The following is a 19,285-nucleotide window of genomic DNA, read 5'->3' as shown; positions in this document are numbered from 1 at the left end:
AGCCCGCATCAGCCACTACAAACGACGCGGCCACACACCACCAGAAACTGCCCACACATCAGAACAAAGACCGTTGCAGTACTAGAACAGGGCCGGTCGCGAGCTCGGCGACGACGGCGGCGTGGTCGGAGGGCCACACCCCGTCGACGGGTGCGTCGGCCGCGCGGCGGGCGCTGCGGATCCAGCCGCGGCCGTCGGGGCCCGGCAGTCCGACGAAGAGGTAGTCGATACGGCTCGGGCGATCCCCGAAGTTGACCGAATCCCGGTGGGCGATGTCCCAGGTGCCGTGCGGCTGCGAGGGGTCGGCGAAGCGCCAGGCGTCCAGCAGCACCAGCCCGGGTTCGGCAGGTGCGGTCTTGTAGCCGCCGATCAGCCGTACCTCGTCGAAGTCGGGCTCCGCGTTGAAGTCGCCGGACACGACGGGTGGGAAGCTCCCGCTCGCCCGCACCGTCCCCCACCCCGTCCGCTCGTTCACGAACGCCGCCAGCTCCCGCACCTGCGCGCAGCGCACGCCGGACTCCGCCGGGCCGGAGTTGAGATGGGTGGTGAAGAACGGCAGCGGGCCGCCGGGGGCGTCGATCAGAGCGTGCAGGACGGTCTTGCCGTCGTCGGGGAAGCCTGCCGCCGGCAGCCGGCGCTCCGCCGTCTCCAGGATCGGGTACCGGCTCAGGACGGCGACACCCACGTCGACCGAGGTGTCACCGCCGTTGCGCCGGTGCCACCGGTCCTGGACCGGTGAGCGGGACCAGACCCATTCCATGCCGAGTTCCTTGGCGAGCCACCCGGCGAAGTTCTCGCTCGCGCTCCCCCACACCTCCTGCAGCCCCAGGACATCGGGCCGTTCCTCCCGCAGCACGTGCGCGATCGCGTCCCTGCGCGCTTCCCAGGGCCCGAACCGCCACCATAGATTCCAGGTCATCAGGCGGATGGTTCCGCCGTCCCGGGCGCTCGCAGTATCCACTGGCCGCTTCCTCTCCCGACGCCTACGGTGGCGGCATGCCCACCCAAGTGATCATTCTCAACGGCGGATCGAGCGCGGGGAAGAGCGGAATCGCCCGCTGTCTGCAAACCGTCCTTCCGGAGCCGTGGCTGAGCTTCGGTGTCGACACCCTCGTCGATGCGCTGCCCGCCGCGATGCGGGCCTCGGACTCCGGTATCTCCTTCGGCCCGGACGGCGACGTGACCACCGGGGCCGCGTTCCGGCTGCTCGACGTGGCCTGGGCCGAGGGCATCGCGGCCATGGCGCGCGCCGGTGCCCGGATCGTCGTCGACGAGGTGTTCCTCGGCGGCGCCGGCTCGCAGGCCAGATGGCGCACGGCACTGACGGGTCTCCACGTGCTGTGGGTCGGGGTGCGGTGCGAGGCCGGGGTCGCCGAGGAGCGGGAGGCCGCCCGCGGTGACCGGGTCGCGGGCATGGCCCGGTCCCAGGCCCTGCTCGTGCACGAAGGGGTGGAGTACGACCTCGAGGTGGACACCACCGCCACGGAGTCCCTCGTGTGCGCCCGCGCCATCGCCGCGCGGACCGGCTGACGACGAGGGACGATCCACCGGCCTCGCTCTTCCGGGCGTCTGACAGGATATTGGACCCACCGCCGTCTCGGGACAAGGCCACTTATGCAGCCGTCGCACGCGTCGTCGCCCCGGTCCGCCGGGCCGGTCACCGGGCCGGGGGCCGGCGCCGTCCTGGAGAGCAACCGGCTGCGGGCGGACCCGGCGCCCTGGTGGATGCCGCCGTCGACAGCGGTGCTCGCGGGTGTGATCGCCTATGTGCTGGCGGACGACCGGCTGCTGCGGCTGGTGGTGCCGTTCGCCCTGGCGGCGCTCGTCTGGGGTGCCGCGGCCGGGTGGCGGCGGCTGCGGCCGCTGACGTTCTGGCGGCTGAGCGCGAGCGGGCTGCAGCAACTGCGGGGCGGCCGGGTGCGGGTGACGCATCCGTTCTCCCGCGAGCAGCCGCTGACGCTCCTGGTGCCGGATCTCGAGGTCCTGGCGCCGGCCGAATACGGGGCGACGAAGGTCGGCAGGCTCTGCTCGATGGGCGTGGAGGACATGGCGCTGGCGATGTTCCCGTTCCATCTGACGGCCCGGCGGCTCGGCGCCCCGGTCCGGATCGTGGACCGGCAGGGCGCCGCCTCAGGCGCGGCGGTGCACTGGGAGACGGTCTTCGCCCGCCGGGAGGCGGCGCTGCTGTCCGCCGCGGCGGAGGGACCGCTGCCGGCGGCCCAGGAGAGCGCGGTCGAGCTGTCGCGGGCCGAACCGGGGCTGCGGGCCCGGCAGTACGGACGCCGGCTGGCGGCGCTGGCCTGCGGTGCGACCGCGCTGCTGGTCGCGGCGGTCGGCGACGGCCCGACGGCGGTCCCCGGACGCGTCGCGCTGATCAACGCCCTCGGGGTCACGGTCGTGGTGCTGGCCGCGGGTTACCTCGTCCGGCTGGCCGGGAACCGGCCCGCGCGCTGGACCGTCACCCCGGAGCGGATCACCGCCTTCGATCCGGTCTTCGGCAGCACCGACCTGGCCGCGGAGCGCATCGCCGGGCTGGTCGCGCAGCCGCTGTCCGCCCCCGGCACGGGAGGCGGCGGGGCCGAGCCGGCGGCGCTGCTGCAGATCTACGGCCATGACCTGGCGCTGCTGGGCACCGCGCACACCGGCCGGATCCCGGCGGAGGAGCTGTTCGCGGTGCTGCGGTCGCGCGGCTACCGGGTGATCGAGGACGGGCCGCGCAGCCGCGCCTACGACCTGCGGCCGGGCTTCCTCCCCCATCAGATCGCCCCGGACGCCGTACTGGCCGTCACCGCGGAGTATCTGCGCTGGGAGGGCGCCGGCGCGGAGATCCGCGTCCAGCGCGCGGACATCGGCGCGATGGAGATCAACACCCGCCACGGTCACCCCTGGCTGCGGCTGCGCGGCAAGGACGGGACCGAGCAGCTGGACGCGCCGCTCAGCGCGCTCCGCATCTCCCGCACCGAACTGCGGGACCGGGCGCGGGCGTTCGGCTATCCGCTCACCGATCCGGAGCACGATGCCTATCAGACGGCGGCCTACGCGAGCCTGGCGGCGGGCGTCGTCCAGGACCGGCCGGCCGTGACCGCCGGAACGACCGCCGAGCCCGTCGTGCTGGACATGCCCTGGACCACCCGCAAGTGGTACTACATCGCGGGCGCCGTGCTCATGGTCGTCGTGGTGGGGGTGGTCGGCTTCAAGATGCGCTATCTCAGCGGTGACATGAGCTGGCTCCTCTGGGGCCTGCCTGCGGCCGCGGCCGCAGGAGCGCTGCTCGGCGGCCTGTACGACCTGCGCCGCCCCGGGCTGGCCCTCGGCCCGGACGGCATCCGCCTCGCCTCGCGCGGCGGCTCGGGCCGTACCCGGTGGGAGTACCCCCGCACCGCGATCGGCGGCATCGGCGTCGACACCCACGAGGAGGGCCAGGAGGCGCTCTTCGTCTGGTCGCCGACCGGCCAGGTCATCCGCAAGGAGAGCTTCGACCTGCCGGACACCGACCAGTTGCGCCAAGCCTGTGAGAGCGCCGGCCTGCCGTTCGGCCGCCCGGACCCGGGCCGCTGGGGCCCGCCGCCGGAGATCTGACGCGGCCCGCCCGCCGGTCAGGACGGGCGGGTGCCGGCCGCCCGGCGGTCGTGGTCACAGCGCGCGGTCGCGGCCCTCCCAGTACGGGTCGCGCAGCCGCCGCTTGTAGAGCTTGCCGTTGGGGTCGCGGGGCATCTCGGTGATGAAGTCGACGGTCCTGGGCCGCTTGTAGCCGGCGAGCCGCTTCTCGCAGTGGGCCAGGATGTGGTCGGCCAGCTCGGGCCCCGCCTTGTGGCCGGCGGCGGGTTCGATGACGGCCTTGACCTCCTCGCCCCAGCTCTCGTGCGGGATCCCGAAGGCCGCGGCGTCGGCGACGGCGGGGTGGGTGAGCAGCGCGGCCTCGATCTCGGCGGGGTAGATGTTGACGCCACCGGAGATGATCATGTCGATCTTGCGGTCGCGCAGATACAGATAGCCGTCCTCGTCGAGATAGCCGAGGTCGCCGACGGTGAAGAAGTCGCCGATGCGGTTCTTCTTCGTCTTGCCCTCGTCCTTGTGGTAACTGAAGCCGCCGGTCTTCATGTTGATGTAGACGGTGCCGACCTCACCCGCCGGCAGCGGGTTGCCGTCGTCGTCATAGATGGCGATCTCGCTGATCGGCCAGGCCTTGCCGACCGTGCCGGGCCGCTTGAGCCAGTCGGCGGCGGGCGCGAAGGTGCCGCCGCCCTCGCTGGCGGCGTAGTACTCCTCGACACAGGGCCCCCACCAGTCGAGCATGGCGCGCTTGACGTGCTCGGGGCAGGGCGCGGCGCCGTGGATGGCGTGCCGCATGGAGGAGACGTCGTAGCGCTCCTTGACCTGCTCCGGGAGGGCCAGCAGGCGGTGGAACTGGGTGGGCACCATATGCGTGTGGGTGCAGCGGTAGCGGTCGATGACGCGGAGCATCTCCTCCGGCGACCACTTGTCCATGAGGACGACGGGGTGCCCGATGTGCAGTGCCGCGCCCGCGAACTGGAGCACCGCGGTGTGGTAGAGCGGCGAGCAGACGAGATGGACGTTGTCGTCGAACGGCTTGATGCCGAAGATGCCGAGGAACCCGCCGAGGTAGGTCTCCTCGGGCAGCTTCCCGGACAGCGGGCGGCGGATGCCGCGGGGGCGCCCGGTGGTGCCCGAGGTGTAGTTCATGACCCAGCCGCTGGTGCGGTCCGCGGGCGCGCCGACCGGCTGTCCGTCGGTCAGTTCGGCGTACGGCCGGAAGCCCGGCACCTCGCCGACCGAGAACCGCCGGTCCACCGGGAACTCCGCCTCGTCGGCGGCGGCCTGCGCGTCGGCCGCGAACCGCTCGTGGGCGATGAGGACCTTGGCGCCGGAGTCGGACAGGATCCAGGCGATCTCGGGTGCCACGAAGTGGTGGTTGACCGGCACCAGGTAGAAGCCGGCCTGGAACGCGGCGAGATAGGCGGTGAAGAACTCGACGCTGTTGGGCAGCACGACCGCGAAGGCGTCACCGGGTTCGAGCCCGGCCTCGCGCAGTCCGTGGACGAGCTGGTTGCAGGCGGCGCTGAGCCGGCCGGCGTTCCATTCGTCGCCGTCCGGGGCGACCAGCACCAGCTGGTCGGGGTCCTGGGCGGCCTGTGCCCAGAAGCCGTTGGGTGCGGTGGACGTCATGGTGCCTCCTCAGGCTCGGCCGGCGATGCGGTTGATACGGTCGACGGCCCGTTCGAAACCGCGGGTGAGATCGTCGAAGACCGCCTGGACGCTGCGTTCGGAGTTCATCTGGCCGACGATCTGGCCCACCGGGGTCCCGAGCAGCGGCTCGGTCTCGTACTTCTGGATCCGGGAGACCGCGTCGGCGACCAGCAGGCCCTGCAGCGGCATCGGCAGGGTGCCGGGACCGGCCGGGTCCTCCCAGGCGTCGGTCCATTCGGTGCGCAGCTGACGGGCCGGCTTGCCGGTGAGGGCCCGGGACCGGACGGTGTCGCCGGAGCCCGCCGCGAGCAGCTTGTCGATGAGCACCTGCGAGGGGAGTTCCGCCTGGGTGGTGGTGAGCCACACCGAGCCGAGCCAGACGCCCTGGGCGCCCAGGGCCAGTCCGGCGGCGACCTGTTCACCGGTGCCGATGCCGCCCGCGGCCAGCACGGGGATGCCCTCGACGGCGCTGACGACCTCGGGGACCAGCACCATGCTGGCGATCTCGCCGGTGTGGCCGCCGGCCTCGTAGCCCTGCGCGACGACGATGTCGATGCCGGCGTCCTTGTGGTGCCCGGCGTGGCGGGCGCTGCCGGCGAGGGCGGCGACGAGGACGTCGTGCTCATGGGCGCGGGCGATGACGTCGGCGGGCGGCGAGCCCAGCGCGTTGGCGAGCAGTTTGATCGGGTAGTCGAAGGCCACGTCGAGCTGGTTGCGGGCGACCTGTTCCATCCAGCCGGTGATCCGCCAGCCCGACACGTCGTCCGGTCCCAGCTCCGGTACGCCGTGCTTGGCGAGCACCTGGCGGACGTACTCGCGGTGCCCTTCGGGGATCATGGCCTCGATGTCGGCCTCGCTGACGCCTTCGACCTTCTTGGCGGGCATCACGACGTCGAGGCCGTAGGGCCGGCCGCCGGTGTTCTCCTCCATCCAGTCCAGGCTGCGGGCGAGTTCGTCCGCGTCCGAATAGCGCACCGCACCGAGCACGCCCATTCCCCCGGCGCGGCTGATGGCCGCGGCCACCGCGGGGAACGGCGTGAAGCCGAAGATGGCGTGCTCGATACCCAGCCGTTTGCTCAGCTCCGTCTCCATGGTGGGCAGGATGCCGCAGCGGGCGCGGAGACGGAAGAGATTATCTGACGCAACGTCAGATATTTGGGAAACTCACAGCCTCTGCGGGCCCCCCTGTTGCGCCGCGACCTTGCGGTAGAGCGCGAGCGCCTCCGCCGAGCGGCCGAGCTGTTCCAGGCAGTGCGCCTCGTCGTTGCGGCTGGTGAGGGTGTCGGGGTGGGCCGGGCCGAGCACCCGGGTCCGGGCGTCGGCGACCTCGCGGTACACGTCCAGCGCGGTCTCCCACCGGCCCAGCCAGCCGAGCCCCACCGCGACCTCGCGCTTGCTGACCAGGGTGTCGGGATGGTCCGCGCCCAGCGCCTGCTCACGGATCTCCGCGACGGTCCCCGCCTCGGCCAGCGCCTGGTCCCAGCGGCCGAGCCGGCCGAGGTTGACGCCCAGGGCGTGCCGGGCGCGCAGCGTCTCGGCGTCGGACGGGCCCGCGGTACGGGTGCGGGCCGCGACCAGGTCGCGGTAGAGCTCCAGCGCCTCGGCGCTGCGCCCCAGCCGGCCCAGGCATATCCCCATCTCGTAGCGGGCGGCCAGGGTGTCCTGATGGCCGGCACCCTGGGTGCGCTCATGGGCGGCGGCCACCTCCCCGTACACCTCCAGCGCCTCGGCCCAGCGGCCGAGCTGGCCCAGCACGTAGCCCACCTCGTAGCGGGTGACCAGCGTCTCGGGGTGGTCGGGGCCCAGCACCCCGGCCCGGACCGCGGCGAGTTCGACGGCCATGGCGTACGCCTCGTCGAGCCGTCCCAGCCGGCCCAGGTTGAAGGCCAGGTTGTGCCGGCAGCGCAGGGTGTCGGGGTGCTCGGCGCCCAGGGTGCGCTCGCGGGCGGCGAGCACCGCGGAGTAGCCCTGGTGGGCCTCCAGGTGCAGACCGAGCCGGCCGAGCGCGTACGCCGCCTCGTGCCGGGCGGCGAGAGTGTCGGGATGGTCGGGGCCGAGGACCCGCTGCCGCACCCCGCCGACGTAGTCGTAGAGCCGCATCGCGTCCTCGGTCCTGCCCAGCCGGGCCAGACAGGACGCCGCCTCGTGGCGGCTGGTCAGGGTGTCCGGGTGCTCGGTGCCCAGCGCCCGGTCGCGTTCCGCGGCGACCGCGGTGTGCAGGTCGTACGCCTCCTGCCAGCGGCCCAGCCGCTCCAGGTCGATTCCTTCGGTGTGCCGGGCGGCCAGCGTCGCGAGCTGCTCCGGCGCGGGCGCGACGGCGCCCGAGGCGGTGCGGGTGGACCAGGCGCCGGTGAGTTCGTGCCGCGGCGGCGCGGCGGCGTGGAACGCCCGGGTGGCGCGGGCGCCGGAGTCCGAGGCCAGGTCGCGCGCCCAGGACGGCAGCGGGGCCGCCGGGACCACCGGGCGCTCCGCCGCGCCGCGCATCGCCTTCAGCCGGCCGCCGACGTCCGCCGCGTTCTGCGGCCGGTCGTCCGGGGCCTTGGCGAGCAGGTCCAGGATGAGCCGCTCCAGCTCCTGCGGCAGGTCGGGCCGGCCGGCGCACAGCGGCTCGGGCACGGCGTCGCGGTGGGCGACCAGCACCGCCCAGGCGTCGTCCATGTCGAACGGCGGCGCCCCGGTGGCGAGCTCGTACAGCACACAGCCGAACGAGTACAGGTCGCTGCGCTGGTCGACCTCGGACGCGCCGATCTGTTCCGGCGACATGTAGTGCGGGGTCCCCATGGCGATGCCGGTGCCGGTGAGGCGGGAGGTGAAGCCGATGTCGTGGCCGAGCCGGGCGATGCCGAAGTCGCAGATCTTCACGGCGCCGTCGCTCAGCCGGATGATGTTGGCCGGTTTCAGATCCCGGTGCACGATGCCCTGCGCGTGGGTGTATGCCAGCGCCGACGCGACCTGTTCCGCGATGTCCATGAGGTCCGGGACCGGCAGCGGCTGGCGCCGGGCGTCGTCCAGCACCTGGAGCAGATTGCGTCCGTCGAGCAGTTCCATCACCAGGAACAGCACGCCGTCGTGCTCGCCGAAGTCGTGCACCACGGTCACGCCGCGGTGCTGCAGCGAGGCCGCCACCCGGGCCTCGCGCCGGAACCGCTCCTGCAGGATCCGGGTGAACCCGGCGTCCGCGGCCGGGCTCAGCGGCTTGAGGCACTTGACCGCGACCCGCCGCCCGAGCGACTCGTCCAGGGCCAGCCAGACCTCGCCCATCCCGCCCCGGCCGATCAGCTCGTTCAGCCGGTACCGGCTCTGAATCAGCGTGCCACTGCCATCGTGTACAGCCGCCATCATCCGCCGCCGCCCCCGTCGTTCCGCGTAACTCCCCCGGCGTCCAGTATGGCCGCAGGCACCGCCGGGAGGCACGTCGCATTACGGCAGGGAACGCGCCCCTTCGCGCAGCTTGTACACGGACGGATGGCTTCCGGGCCCGAGCCGCCCCACCGCCTTGAGGATATGTCCCGGCGGCAGCTGCCAGCGCAGCTGGGCGGGGACGGTGCGCAGCGCCCGGCCGGCCAGCCGCAGCCGCAGCCCGGTGGCGGCGGCGGAGGGCGCCGGGCGGCCGTACAGCTGCTGGGCGAAGGGCGGCAGCGCCGCGTAGGCCAGGTCCGCGACCCGGGCCCACAGCAGGGCCCTGGCCGGCACCAGGGGCCAGGGCACCGGCGGCGCCTGCAGGAACGCGTAGACCGCGTCCGAGTCCTCGGTGGCGGCCAGCTCCGGCCGGACGTTCTCGAAGTAGTCGGCGAGCGCCAGGGTGCTGTCGGGCACCGTGCCGGGGTCCAGGCCGACCAGCCGGGCGGCGGTGCGCTGCTCGTCGACGTAGGCGTCGGCCTGGCCGCCGGTGAGCGGCAGCCCGGACCGGCGGGCGGCCGCCAGATAGGAGTCGATCTCGGCGCAGTGCACCCACAGCAGCAGTTCCGGGTCGTCCACGCCGAACCGCTCACCGGTGCGCGGATCGATCGCGCCGAGCCGGCGGTGTATGCCGCGCACCCTGGCCCCGGCCCGCTCGGCCTGGAGGGAGGTGCCGTAGGTGATCGTGCCGACGAAGTCGGCGGTCCGCAGCAGGCGCCCCCAGGCGTCCTTCCGGAAGTTGGAGTTCTGCATGACGCCCTGCACGGCGCGGGGGTGCAGGGCCTGCAGATACAGGGCGCGCACCCCCGCGACCCACATGATCGGATCGCCGTGCAGCTGCCAGGTGACCGACCGGGGTCCGAAGAGCCCGGGGTCCGCGTCGCGCATCGCCGCCTCCATCGCCGCCCGTGTGCCCCCACCTCCACGCTAACGGCGGACGCGCGGCATACCCAGGCCGATCCACGAGATGATCTCCCGCTGGATCTCGTTGTTGCCGCCGCCGAAGGTGAAGATGACCGCGCTGCGGTAGCCGCGCTCCAGCTCGCCGTGGAGGACGGCGCCCGCGGAGCCCTCCTTCATCGGGCCCGCGGCCGCGGTGATCTCCATCAGCCAGGCGTAGGCGTCCCGGCGGGCCTCGGAACCGTAGACCTTGACCGCGGAGGCGTCCTGCGGGGTGAGCGTTCCCTGCTGGAGGGCGTCCACCATCTGCCAGTTGAGGAGCTTCATCGCGTCGAGCCGGGTGTGCGTCAGCGCGAGCCGGCGCCGCACCCAGCCCAGGTCGATGACCCGGCTGCCGTCGGCGAGCTTGGTGTCGGCGGCCCAGCGCTGCACGTCGTGCAGGGCGCGGATCGCCATGGTGCCGTGGGCGGCGAGGGTGACGCGCTCGTGGTTGAGCTGGTTGGTGATCAGCCGCCAGCCCTTGTTCTCCGCGCCGACCCGGCGGCCGGCCGGGACCCGGATGTTCTCGTAGTAGCTGGCGGTGGTGTCGTGCGAGGCGAGGGTGTTGATGATCGTGCACGAGTAGCCGGGGTCGGAGGTGGGCACCAGCAGCATCGTGATGCCCTTGTGCGGCGGGGCATCCGGGTCGGTGCGCACAGCCAGCCAGACCCAGTCGGCGGTGTCGCCGTTGGTGGTCCAGATCTTCTGGCCGTTGACGGTGTAGGTGCCGGACTCCTCGTCGCCCTCGCGCACCGCGCGGGTCTTGAGCGCGGCGAGGTCGGTGCCCGCGTCCGGCTCGGAGTAGCCGATCGCGAAGTCCAGTTCCCCGGCGAGGATCTTCGGCAGGAAGTACGCCTTCTGCTCCTCGGTGCCGAACTGCATGATCGTCGGACCGACGGTGTTCAGCGCCATCAGCGGCAGCGGCACACCCGCCTGCGCCGCCTCGTCGAAGAAGATGAACTGCTCCATCGGCGACAGCCCCCGGCCGCCGAACTCCGCGGGCCAGCCGATGCCCAGCCAGCCGTCGGCGCCGAGCCGGCGGACGGTGTCCCGGTAGAACTTCTTCTGCGCCGCGGGATCGGCGTAGCGGGCGTAGACGTTGTCCGGCACCAGTCCGGCGAAGTACGAACGCAGCTCCACGCGCAGTTGCTGCTGCTCGGGTGTGTAGTCCAGGTGCACGGCCCCTCCTAAGGTCTCCGGGTCCCCGGTCCCTGCGGCGACGGCGCACAGACTAGAACGCGTTCCAGTAATTCGGAAGGGCTAACACCGGGCGGTGGGTTGCCCCGTCACTCGGCGACCGGCGCGGGGCAGGACGGCTCGAAGTCCTGGATCGCCAGCAGGGTGTCCCGCAGCATGCGCACCAGCAGGGACCGCACCACGTCCCGCTCCAGCCCCTGGTGGCCGAGCCAGTCCAAGGTCACGCCCTCGACGCACGACAGCCATCCGACCAGCGCGGTGCGCGCGACCACCGGGAGCTCCCGGTGCCCGTACGCGCCTTCGGCGATCGCCGCGAGCAGTTCCTCGCGCACCGCGTCGCGGACCGCGTGCACCTCGGCGTCGAAGCCGACACCGCCGCTCACGATCGTGCGGTAGGCGGCCTGGTTGTGCTGGGCGTAGCGGAGATAGCCGTCGACGGTGCGGTGCACGCGTTCGGCGCGCGGTAGGTCGGCGGTGCTGGAGGCACGCACCACGAGCTCCTCGACCGACTCGCGCACGATGGCGAGGTAGTAGCCGCGCTTGTTCTTGAAGTAGTAGTAGATCAGCCCTTTGGCGACGCCCGCGTGCCGGGCGATGTCGTCCATGGACAGGGCGTCGTACGAGGTGTTGGCGAACAACTTCCGTCCGGTGGCTATGAGTTCGGCTCGCCGCGCCAGGGACCGGTCGGTGCCGCGCGGTCCTCGTGGAACGTCCGTTCCACGCTGTTGACTATTATTCAAAATCGGGCCTACTCTCCAACTGCCACAGGATTTCCGCAGTATGCCAGAAGGCCGCCGGGCGTCACCGCCCTCCGCCGGGTCCTGTCGCGGCACGTCCCCGCACGCCTGATCACCCGCACCTCCTGATCACCCGCACCGCCGCACCGGCCGGGCATCCGCCGCCGGTGGGATCCGCTGCACCCGCCAGTACGTCAGCGTCAACGCGCTGATCCTGTCGGTGCTCTCGTTCGCCGCCACGAACCTCGGCGGTTTCCTGGTCGGCATGCTGCTCGGGATCGCCGGGAGCGCGATGGGTTTCGGCTGGACCCTGGACGAGCCCGTGGTGCCCGGCACCGCCGGCGGAGGGCCGGCGGAAGGGGCGGACCCGGACCCCGGATCCGGATCCGTGCCCGGCGCGACAGGCGGTGCTACGGGCAGTACCGGCGGCCGGGCGCTCGCCGTCGCGCTGCCGGCCGTCCTGCTGGTGATCCTCGCCGGCGCCGGCGCCGGCGCCGCACCGGTCCGTGCCGCCGACGGTGACGACGAGCCGCTTCACCCCGAACGGCTTCGTGCTCTCCTCGGTGACCACCGTGCCCACCGCCGGGGGCCCGCTGAAGGTCATGGTCGTCAGCATGGCGTCGGCGTCACTCACCGACTACCGGCTGTCCACCCACGACAGTCCCGGCCGGCTCGCCCTGAGCGCGGACCGGCTCGATCTCGGTGGGAACGTCCTGCTGTACCTCACCCGGCTCAGCGGCTGCGTCGAAGGCGTCTTCTGCGTGACCTTCACCCCCGACAAGCTGCCGATGCCGCCCGTCATCCCGCCCGGTGTCTTCCTCACGCGCGTGGAGGCGGAGCAGGCCCTCGTGACGTCGGACAGCATCGTCGCGCGGTCGCTGCGCCTGCGGGCGGAGCCCTCTCCGCCATAGGTCGTACGGGGCGGGCGCCGCGCCGGGCCCGCCGCCGGGGTGCCTTCGCCAGGCCCGGTACGTAGGCTGCCAGCGTGCACAGTGGACGCAACGACAGCTGTTGAAGCGGAGGGCCGCACCTCATGAAAATGCTCATCAACGTGGCCGAAAGCGTGGTCGCCGACGCCCTGCGCGGCATGGCGGCCGCCCACCCGGAACTGATCGTCGACGTCGAGCACCGGCTGATCGTCCGCCGGAACGCGCCCGTCGCGGGCAAGGTCGGTCTGGTCTCGGGAGGCGGCTCCGGGCACGAACCACTGCACGGCGGGTTCGTCGGACGGGGCATGCTCGACGCCGCCTGCCCCGGCGAGGTGTTCACCTCGCCCGTGCCGGACCAGATGGTCCGCGCTGCGGCCGCCGTGGACAGCGGCGCGGGCGTGCTGTTCATCGTCAAGAACTACACGGGCGACGTGCTGAACTTCGACATGGCGGCCGAGCTCGCCGAGGACGAGGGCGTACAGATCGCCAAGGTCCTGGTCAATGACGATGTCGCCGTCCTCGACAGCCTGTACACGGCCGGCCGGCGCGGTACCGGCGCGACGCTCTTCGTCGAGAAGCTCGCCGGCGCCCTGGCCGAGGAGGGCGCACCGCTGGAGCGGGTCGAGGCGCTCGCCCGGCGGGTCAACGAGTCCTCGCGCAGCTTCGGCGTGGCGCTCAGCGCGTGCACGACCCCCGCCAAGGGCAGCCCCACCTTCGATCTGCCCGCCGGTGAGCTGGAGCTGGGCGTCGGCATCCACGGCGAGCCCGGCCGCGAGCGGCGCGGGATGATGACGTCGGGCGAGATCGCCGATGTCGTCGTCGACGCGGTGGTCGAGGACCTGCGGCCCGACGCGCCGGTGATCGCCCTCGTCAACGGGATGGGCGGCACCCCGCTGCTGGAGCTGTACGGCTTCAACGCGGAGGTGCACCGGGCGCTGGCCGAACGCAAGGTACCGGTCGCCCGCACCCTGGTCGGCAACTACGTGACGTCCCTCGACATGGCCGGCTGCTCGGTGACCCTGTGCCAGGTGGACGAGGAGCTGCTGCGGCTGTGGGACGCCCCGGTCTCGACGCCGGGCCTGCGCTGGGGCTGCTAGGTGTATTGACCCGCGCAAACCACCCTGCGGGTCAATACACCTGGGGCGCGGCCGCGAACCAGCCTTTGTGCTGGTGCTGCTGATCGCGGCCGTGACCCAGGCCCTGCCACCCGCGACTCCATGGACACGCCCCGTAGAGAGGACCGCATGAACGCATCCACGGCTCCCGGCCCGGTGATCGACGCCGACTTCCTGCGCCGCTGGCTGGCGACGGCGGCCGCGGTCGTCGACCGCGAGGCGGACCGGCTGACCGAACTCGACTCCCCCATCGGCGACGCCGACCACGGCAGCAACATGCGGCGCGGTTTCACCGCGGCGCACGCGGCGGTGGAGCTGGAGCCGCCGCAGACCCCGGGCGGGGTGCTCACCCTCGTGGGCTCGCAGCTCATCAGCACCGTGGGCGGGGCTGCGGGCCCGCTGTACGGCACGCTGCTGCGCAGGGCGGGCAAGGCGCTGGGCGACGGCACCCCGGCCACCCCCGAGGAGTTCCGCGACGCCCTGCGCACCGGGGTCGAGGCGGTCGGGAAGCTCGGCGGGGCCGTACCTGGCGACAAGACGATGCTCGACGCGCTCGTCCCGGCGGTCGAGGCGCTGTCCTTCGCGCTCGACGCGGGCGCCGGGCTCGCGGACGGCCTCGCCGCCGCCCGGATCGCCGCGGACGAGGGCGCGGCGGCGACCGTGCCGCTGCAGGCCCGCAAGGGTCGCGCGAGCTATCTCGGCCCGCGCAGCATCGGACACCAGGACCCCGGCGCGACCTCGGCCGCGCTGCTGGTCGCCGCGCTCGCGGACACCGCGGCGGAGGCGGTCGCATGAGCGACGGCCTGGTCGGCATCGTCCTGGTGTCGCACAGCGCGGCGGTCGCCGAAGCGGTCGGCCTGCTCGCGACGGGGCTGGCCGGCGGCGGCGCCGTCGCGCGCGTCGCACCGGCGGGCGGCACTCCCGACGGTGAGCTGGGCACCAGCTCGGACCTGATCGCGGCGGCGGCGCACTCCGTGGACCAGGGCGCCGGGGTGGCGGTCCTGGTCGATCTGGGCAGCGCCGTGCTCACCGTCAAGGCGATGCTGGCCGAGGAGGACGAACTTCCCCCGGACACCCGGCTCGTCGACGCGCCCTTCGTCGAGGGCGCGGTCGCCGCGGTGGTCACCGCGTCCGCCGGGGCGGACCTGGCGGCGGTCGTCGCCGCGGCCGAGGAGGCGTACACGTACCGCAAGGTGTGACCGGCCGCCCGGCGGGCCTCCCGCGCGAGCGGGCGGCCCGCCGGGCGCACCGGTGCGGGGGGTACGGAACCCGCGCGGGGACGCACCGGTTTCGGCCATCACGTCCCACCGGGCCCATGCGGCGCTTAGCCCCCACCAGATCGGGCAGGCATGGTGCGGCCGTGTCAGGTTCCGATCCGGAGGGTCCTCGTATGAAGCGCAAGCAATGGGCTTTGCTCACCGCCGCCGCCGTTCTCCCGCTGAGCCTGACGACGGCCGCGGCCGCCGACGATCCGCCACCGGCGCCCGCCCCCTGCGCGTACACCGCGGCCGTCCCCGCCGACAACTTCAAGGGGATACCGGTCTTCGACGCACGGAAGGCCGCGAGACCGTACAGCGCGACGCTGAAGACCAGTCAGGGCTCCATCACCGTCAAGATGCTGACGGACAAGGCCCCGTGCACCACGTACTCGTTCCGGTTCCTGGCCGAGCGCGACTACTTCAACCGTTCGCACTGTCACCGCCTCACCACCCAGCGGCTGTACGTGCTGCAGTGCGGTGACCCGACGGGCACCGGCAGCGGCGGGCCGGGGTACTCCTTCCCCGACGAGAACCTGACGGGCGCCACCTACCCGGCCGGGACGCTGGCGATGGCCAACGCCGGTCCGAACACCAACGGCAGCCAGTTCTTCTTCGTCTGGAAGGACACCAAGCTCTCCCCCGCCTACACCCCGTTCGGCAAGGTCACCGCGGGGCTCGACGTCCTGCAGAAGATCGCCGCGGCCGGCGAGGACGACCAGAACGGCCCCGGCGACGGCTACCCGGCCCTTCCCGTGGACATCCGGAAGGTGCAGATCAGCACCAGGTGACGGCGGGACCGGCCCCGGCACTCCGGGGCCGGCACCACGCCCGAGCTGTCCGCCACCATCTCCCGCAGCCATCTCCCGCAGTCATGCCCATTGGTGACCAAGTATCACGATCCCACCTGTAGCGTGGTGATCCGGATCTCCGCGGGAGTACGCATGGGTGGACCGGACGAAACGTCGGCGCACGGACCGGCCGGATTCGGGGCGGAGCTGCGCCGGTTGCGGGGTGAGCGCGGGCTGTCGCTGACGGCGCTCGCGCAGCGGATCCACTACAGCAAGGGCTATCTCAGCAAGATCGAGAACGGCGGCAAGCCGCCCACTCCCGATCTGGCCCGCCGGTGCGACGAAGAGCTGCTGGCCGGGGGCGCGCTGGCGCGGCTGGTCCCCGAGGTGCCACCGGCCAGGACACCGGAAGCGGACGACCCGCGGAACGCGGTGTGCCCCTACCCGGGGCTCGCGGCCTTCCGCCCGCAGGACGCGCGGTGGTTCTTCGGCCGGGACCAGGCCACCGCCAGGTTGCTCGAACAGCTCGCCGGCCGGATCGGCGGCGGGCCGCTGGCGGTGATCGCCCCGTCCGGCGCGGGAAAGTCCTCCCTGCTGCGCGCCGGGCTGGTACCCGCGCTGGAGCGCGGTGCACTGCCTGTCGCGGGATCCTGCGGCTGGCCGGTGGTGGTGTGCACGCCCACCCCGAACCCGCTGAAGGAGCTGCTGCGTTGTGTGACCGAGGCCCTGGGGACCGGCCTGAGCGTCACCCCTGAGGAGCTCGAGGAAGGGCCCGGCCGGCTGGCGGAGATCCTGCGCCCGGTCCTCGGCACGGCGCGGCTGGTGCTGCTGGTCGACCAGTTCGAGGAGACGTTCACGCTGTGCGCGGACGAGGCGGAGCGGCACGCCTTCGTCTCCGTGCTCTGCTCCGTCTCCCGCGCCGCGTCCGGCGGCGGGGAGCCGCCCGCCGTGGTGGTGCTGGGGATGCGGGCGGACTTCTGCGGGCGCTGCCTCGAACACGAGGAGCTGGCGGCGGTCCTCACCCACGGCCTGTTCGCGCTGGGCCCGATGACGGCGGCCGAACTGCGGGAGGCCGTCGTCCGCCCCGCCGAACGGGCCGGGCTCGCACTGGAGCCGGGCCTGGTCGAACTGCTGCTGCGGGACCTGGAGGTGCGAGGCGCCTCCCGTGGGACAGCGTCCGGCGCCCTTCCGCTGCTCTCCCACGCGCTGCTCGTCACCTGGCAGCAGCGCAGCGGCCGCACGCTGACCGTGCACGGGTACGAGATGACGGGCGGCATCCACGGCGCGATCGCCCGGTCGGCCGAGGAGGTCTTCGGCCGGCTGCAGCCGGCCGAACAGGACCTCGCCCGGCGCATCCTGGTCCGGCTGGTGCACGTCGGCGACGGCGACGTGGAGTCCCGGCGCCGGGCGGACCGCGATCCGCTGCTGGCGCAGCTGCCCGACCGGCGGGCCGCCGAGGCGACCCTCGACGCCTTCGTCCGGGCCCGGTTGCTGACCGTCGACCGGGACGCCGTGGAGATCACCCATGAGGCGCTGCTGCGCGCCTGGCCCCGGCTGCGCGGCTGGATCGACAACGACCGGGCGGGGCTGCTGACCCATCAGCAGCTCGCCCAGGCCGCGGGTGAGTGGGTGCGGGAGCGGCGCGACCCCGGGCTGCTGCACCGCGGCAACCGGCTGTCCGTCGCGCGGGAATGGGCGGAGCAGACCGACGGCCGCGCGGAACTCGGCCCGCACGAGACGGAGTTCCTGGACGCGAGCCTGGCGGAGGAGCGGCGCCGCCGGACCGCCGCTCCTCCGCCAGCCTGGCGGAGGAGCGGCGGTCCAGCGGCGGCTGCTGGTCACCCTCGCGGCGCTGCTGGTCGTCGCGGTCCTCGCCGGAAGCCTGGCGTTCCAGCAGCGGTCGCGTGCCGTCGACGAGCGCCGGGTCGCGCAGTCGCAGGAGATGGCGGTGCGGTCCGGCGCGCTGGCGACCGGGCAGCCGGAGGCGTCCATACTGCTGGCCGCGGCCGCGTACCGCACGGCGCCGACCACCGAGGCGCGCGGCGCCCTGCTCAGCACGCAGTCCCAGTACTTCGCCGGCCGGCTCAGGGGCCACACGGGACCGGTCAACGCGGTCGCGTTCAGCCCGGACGGCCGGCTGCTGGCCTCGGCGAGCTCGGACGGCACCGTACGACTGTGGTCCGTCGCGGACCACCGGACGGTGACGGCCCTCACCGGCAACGGCGCTCCGGTGCGTTCCGTCGCGTTCAGCCCGGACGGCCGGCTGCTCGCGTCGGCCGGCTCGGACGGCACCGTACGGCTGTGGGGCGTCGCGGACCACCGGGCGGCCGGGACGCTGACCGGTCACAGCGGCGGCGTCCGGGCGGTCGCCTTCGCGCCGGACGGCGCGACCCTCGCGTCCGGCGGGGCGGACGGCACCGTCCGGCTCTGGGACGTCGCGGGCCGGCGCCTGCTGACGACGCTGACCGGCCACACCGACCAGGTGCTCTCCGTCGCCTTCGCGCCGGACGGGAGAACCCTCGCCTCCGGCAGCGCCGACCGCACCGTCCGGCTCTGGGACGTCGCGGAGCAGCGGCCGCTCGCCACTCTCACCGGCCACAACGACGACATCAACGCGGTGGCGTTCAGCCGGGAGGGTACCGCTGTCATCAGCACCAGCGGCGACGGCACCGCCAAGCTCTGGGACACGGCGACCCACCGGGTGACCGCCACCCTCGCCGGACACACGGACTACGTGCTGTCCATCGCCGTCGGGCCGGGAAACCTGCTGGCCACGGCGGGGTTCGACCAGTCCGTGGTGCTGTGGGACCTGGGCAGGTCCGCGCTGACCACGCGTCCGTTCGCCGAGCTCTGGCAGTCGGCCTTCTCCCCGGACGGACGGCTGCTGGCCTCCGCAGGGGCGGACCGCACCGTCAAACTCTGGGACGTCACCCACCGCCGGCTGCTCGCCGACCTCACCGGCCACGACGGATCCGTCTTCGCCGTCGCCTTCTCCCCCGACGGACGCCTCCTCGCCTCGGCCGGCGCGGACCGCACCGTCAAACTCTGGGACGTGGCGCGGCACCGGCTCGTCACGGACCTCACCGGGCATCAGGACTTCGTGAACACCGTCGCGTTCAGCCCGGACGGGCGGACGCTGGCCAGTGGCAGCGACGATCTGACGGTGCGGCTGTGGGACGTGGCCGGACGCCGGGCCGGCGCCGTGCTCCGGGGGCACAGCGGTTCGGTGCGGGGCGTGTCGTTCAGCCCGGACGGCCGGACCCTGGCCAGTGGAGGCAACGACGGGACCGTACGGCTCTGGGACCCGAGCGGGCCCGGCGCCGACGGCCGCACCGCCGGACTGTCCGGCCACAGCGGCGCGGTGCGCGCGGTGGCCTTCAGCCCGGACGGCCGGACGCTGGCCGGCAGTGGCAGCGACGGCACCGTACGGCTGTGGGACACCGGCGGGTGGCGGCTCACCGCCACCCTCACCGGACACAGCGGCGCGGTCTGGGGGGTCGCCTTCGACCCCCGGCAGCCGATGCTGGCCAGCAGCAGCAACGACGGCACCGTGCGGCTGTGGAACGTCGATGTGCGGCAGCGCGGCGCCGAGATCTGCCGGCTGGCCGGAGGAGCGGGCCGGACGCGCTGGGCCCAGTTGCTCCCCGGCGTGCCGTACCGGCCCGTCTGCCCGTCATGACAGCGCAGGCCAGGGCCGATCAGCGCTGATCAGAG

15 protein-coding genes and 1 pseudogene are annotated in these 19,285 nt (G+C 73.3%); 9 read left to right on the top strand and 7 right to left on the bottom strand.

From position 1 onward, the window contains the following. Nucleotides 1–58 precede the first annotated feature (58 nt). Nucleotides 59–919 (bottom strand): endonuclease/exonuclease/phosphatase family protein, encoded by an 861-nt coding sequence (locus tag O3W51_RS39245; RefSeq protein ID WP_269288649.1) that lies wholly within the window; start codon nucleotides 917–919, stop codon nucleotides 59–61. A gap of 77 nt (nucleotides 920–996) precedes the next feature. On the opposite strand from O3W51_RS39245, the gene cpt reads away from it, so the two are divergent. Both cpt and O3W51_RS39235 read left to right on the top strand, forming a co-directional pair. Beyond that, a complete protein-coding gene (cpt, locus tag O3W51_RS39240; RefSeq protein WP_187144785.1) occupies nucleotides 997–1,530 on the top strand; it encodes a chloramphenicol phosphotransferase CPT in 534 nt (177 codons plus the stop codon). Nucleotides 1,531–1,614: 84 nt separating this feature from the next. Beyond that, a complete protein-coding gene (locus O3W51_RS39235) occupies nucleotides 1,615–3,579 on the top strand; it encodes a hypothetical protein (protein WP_138353954.1) in 1,965 nt (654 codons plus the stop codon). 54 nt (nucleotides 3,580–3,633) lie between these two features. On the opposite strand, the gene O3W51_RS39230 is transcribed toward O3W51_RS39235, so the two are convergent. The 6 genes from O3W51_RS39230 to O3W51_RS39205 all read right to left on the bottom strand — a co-directional run bounded on the left by O3W51_RS39230 (nucleotide 3,634) and on the right by O3W51_RS39205 (nucleotide 11,483). Further along, a complete protein-coding gene (locus O3W51_RS39230; protein WP_138353955.1) occupies nucleotides 3,634–5,187 on the bottom strand; it encodes an acyl-CoA synthetase in 1,554 nt (517 codons plus the stop codon). Between the two features lie 9 nt (nucleotides 5,188–5,196). Next, a complete protein-coding gene (locus O3W51_RS39225; RefSeq protein WP_269288648.1) occupies nucleotides 5,197–6,300 on the bottom strand; it encodes an NAD(P)H-dependent flavin oxidoreductase in 1,104 nt (367 codons plus the stop codon). Between the two features lie 72 nt (nucleotides 6,301–6,372). Beyond that, nucleotides 6,373–8,550, bottom strand: a complete 2,178-nt coding sequence (locus O3W51_RS39220) for a serine/threonine-protein kinase (RefSeq protein WP_244809027.1) — start codon at nucleotides 8,548–8,550, stop codon at nucleotides 6,373–6,375. A 78-nt stretch (nucleotides 8,551–8,628) separates the two neighbouring features. Further along, nucleotides 8,629–9,495, bottom strand: a complete 867-nt coding sequence (locus tag O3W51_RS39215) for an oxygenase MpaB family protein (protein WP_138353957.1) — start codon at nucleotides 9,493–9,495, stop codon at nucleotides 8,629–8,631. A gap of 39 nt (nucleotides 9,496–9,534) precedes the next feature. Beyond that, nucleotides 9,535–10,725, bottom strand: coding sequence for an acyl-CoA dehydrogenase family protein (locus tag O3W51_RS39210; RefSeq protein WP_138353958.1), 1,191 nt, complete (start codon nucleotides 10,723–10,725; stop codon nucleotides 9,535–9,537). A gap of 107 nt (nucleotides 10,726–10,832) precedes the next feature. Further along, nucleotides 10,833–11,483, bottom strand: coding sequence for a TetR/AcrR family transcriptional regulator (locus tag O3W51_RS39205; protein WP_138353959.1), 651 nt, complete (start codon nucleotides 11,481–11,483; stop codon nucleotides 10,833–10,835). A 515-nt stretch (nucleotides 11,484–11,998) separates the two neighbouring features. Here O3W51_RS39205 and O3W51_RS39200 point away from each other — a divergent pair. From O3W51_RS39200 to O3W51_RS39170, 7 genes and pseudogenes are all read left to right on the top strand, one after another. After that, the gene (locus tag O3W51_RS39200; RefSeq protein WP_138353960.1) at nucleotides 11,999–12,391 is read left to right on the top strand and encodes a hypothetical protein; all 393 of its coding nucleotides are present in this window, start codon (nucleotides 11,999–12,001) and stop codon (nucleotides 12,389–12,391) included. Nucleotides 12,392–12,513: 122 nt separating this feature from the next. Next, entirely contained in the window at nucleotides 12,514–13,506 is a 993-nt protein-coding gene (gene dhaK / locus O3W51_RS39195; RefSeq protein WP_138353961.1) for a dihydroxyacetone kinase subunit DhaK, read from the top strand. A 174-nt stretch (nucleotides 13,507–13,680) separates the two neighbouring features. Further along, nucleotides 13,681–14,319, top strand: a complete 639-nt coding sequence (gene dhaL / locus O3W51_RS39190) for a dihydroxyacetone kinase subunit DhaL (RefSeq protein WP_187145262.1) — start codon at nucleotides 13,681–13,683, stop codon at nucleotides 14,317–14,319. After that, nucleotides 14,316–14,723 carry a PTS-dependent dihydroxyacetone kinase phosphotransferase subunit DhaM gene (locus tag O3W51_RS39185; RefSeq protein ID WP_138353963.1) on the top strand — a complete coding sequence of 136 codons (408 nt, stop codon included), beginning with the start codon at nucleotides 14,316–14,318 and terminating at the stop codon, nucleotides 14,721–14,723. The genes dhaL and O3W51_RS39185 overlap by 4 nt, the downstream gene beginning before the upstream one ends. 191 nt (nucleotides 14,724–14,914) lie before the next feature. Continuing rightward, complete coding sequence (locus O3W51_RS39180) at nucleotides 14,915–15,571, top strand: peptidylprolyl isomerase (protein ID WP_138353964.1); 657 nt, start codon at nucleotides 14,915–14,917, stop codon at nucleotides 15,569–15,571. A gap of 153 nt (nucleotides 15,572–15,724) precedes the next feature. After that, nucleotides 15,725–17,161, top strand: a pseudogene (locus O3W51_RS48610) (nSTAND1 domain-containing NTPase); the annotation flags it as partial. A gap of 352 nt (nucleotides 17,162–17,513) precedes the next feature. Further along, nucleotides 17,514–19,250, top strand: a complete 1,737-nt coding sequence (locus O3W51_RS39170; RefSeq protein WP_269288647.1) for a WD40 repeat domain-containing protein — start codon at nucleotides 17,514–17,516, stop codon at nucleotides 19,248–19,250. Nucleotides 19,251–19,285: the final 35 nt, after the last annotated feature.

Source organism: Streptomyces sp. H39-C1 (assembly GCF_027158125.1).
GTDB lineage: Bacteria > Actinomycetota > Actinomycetes > Streptomycetales > Streptomycetaceae > Actinacidiphila > Actinacidiphila fildesensis.
The sequence above is the reverse complement of the archived record's forward strand: the minus strand, read 5'-3'. Positions and strand labels throughout refer to the sequence as shown.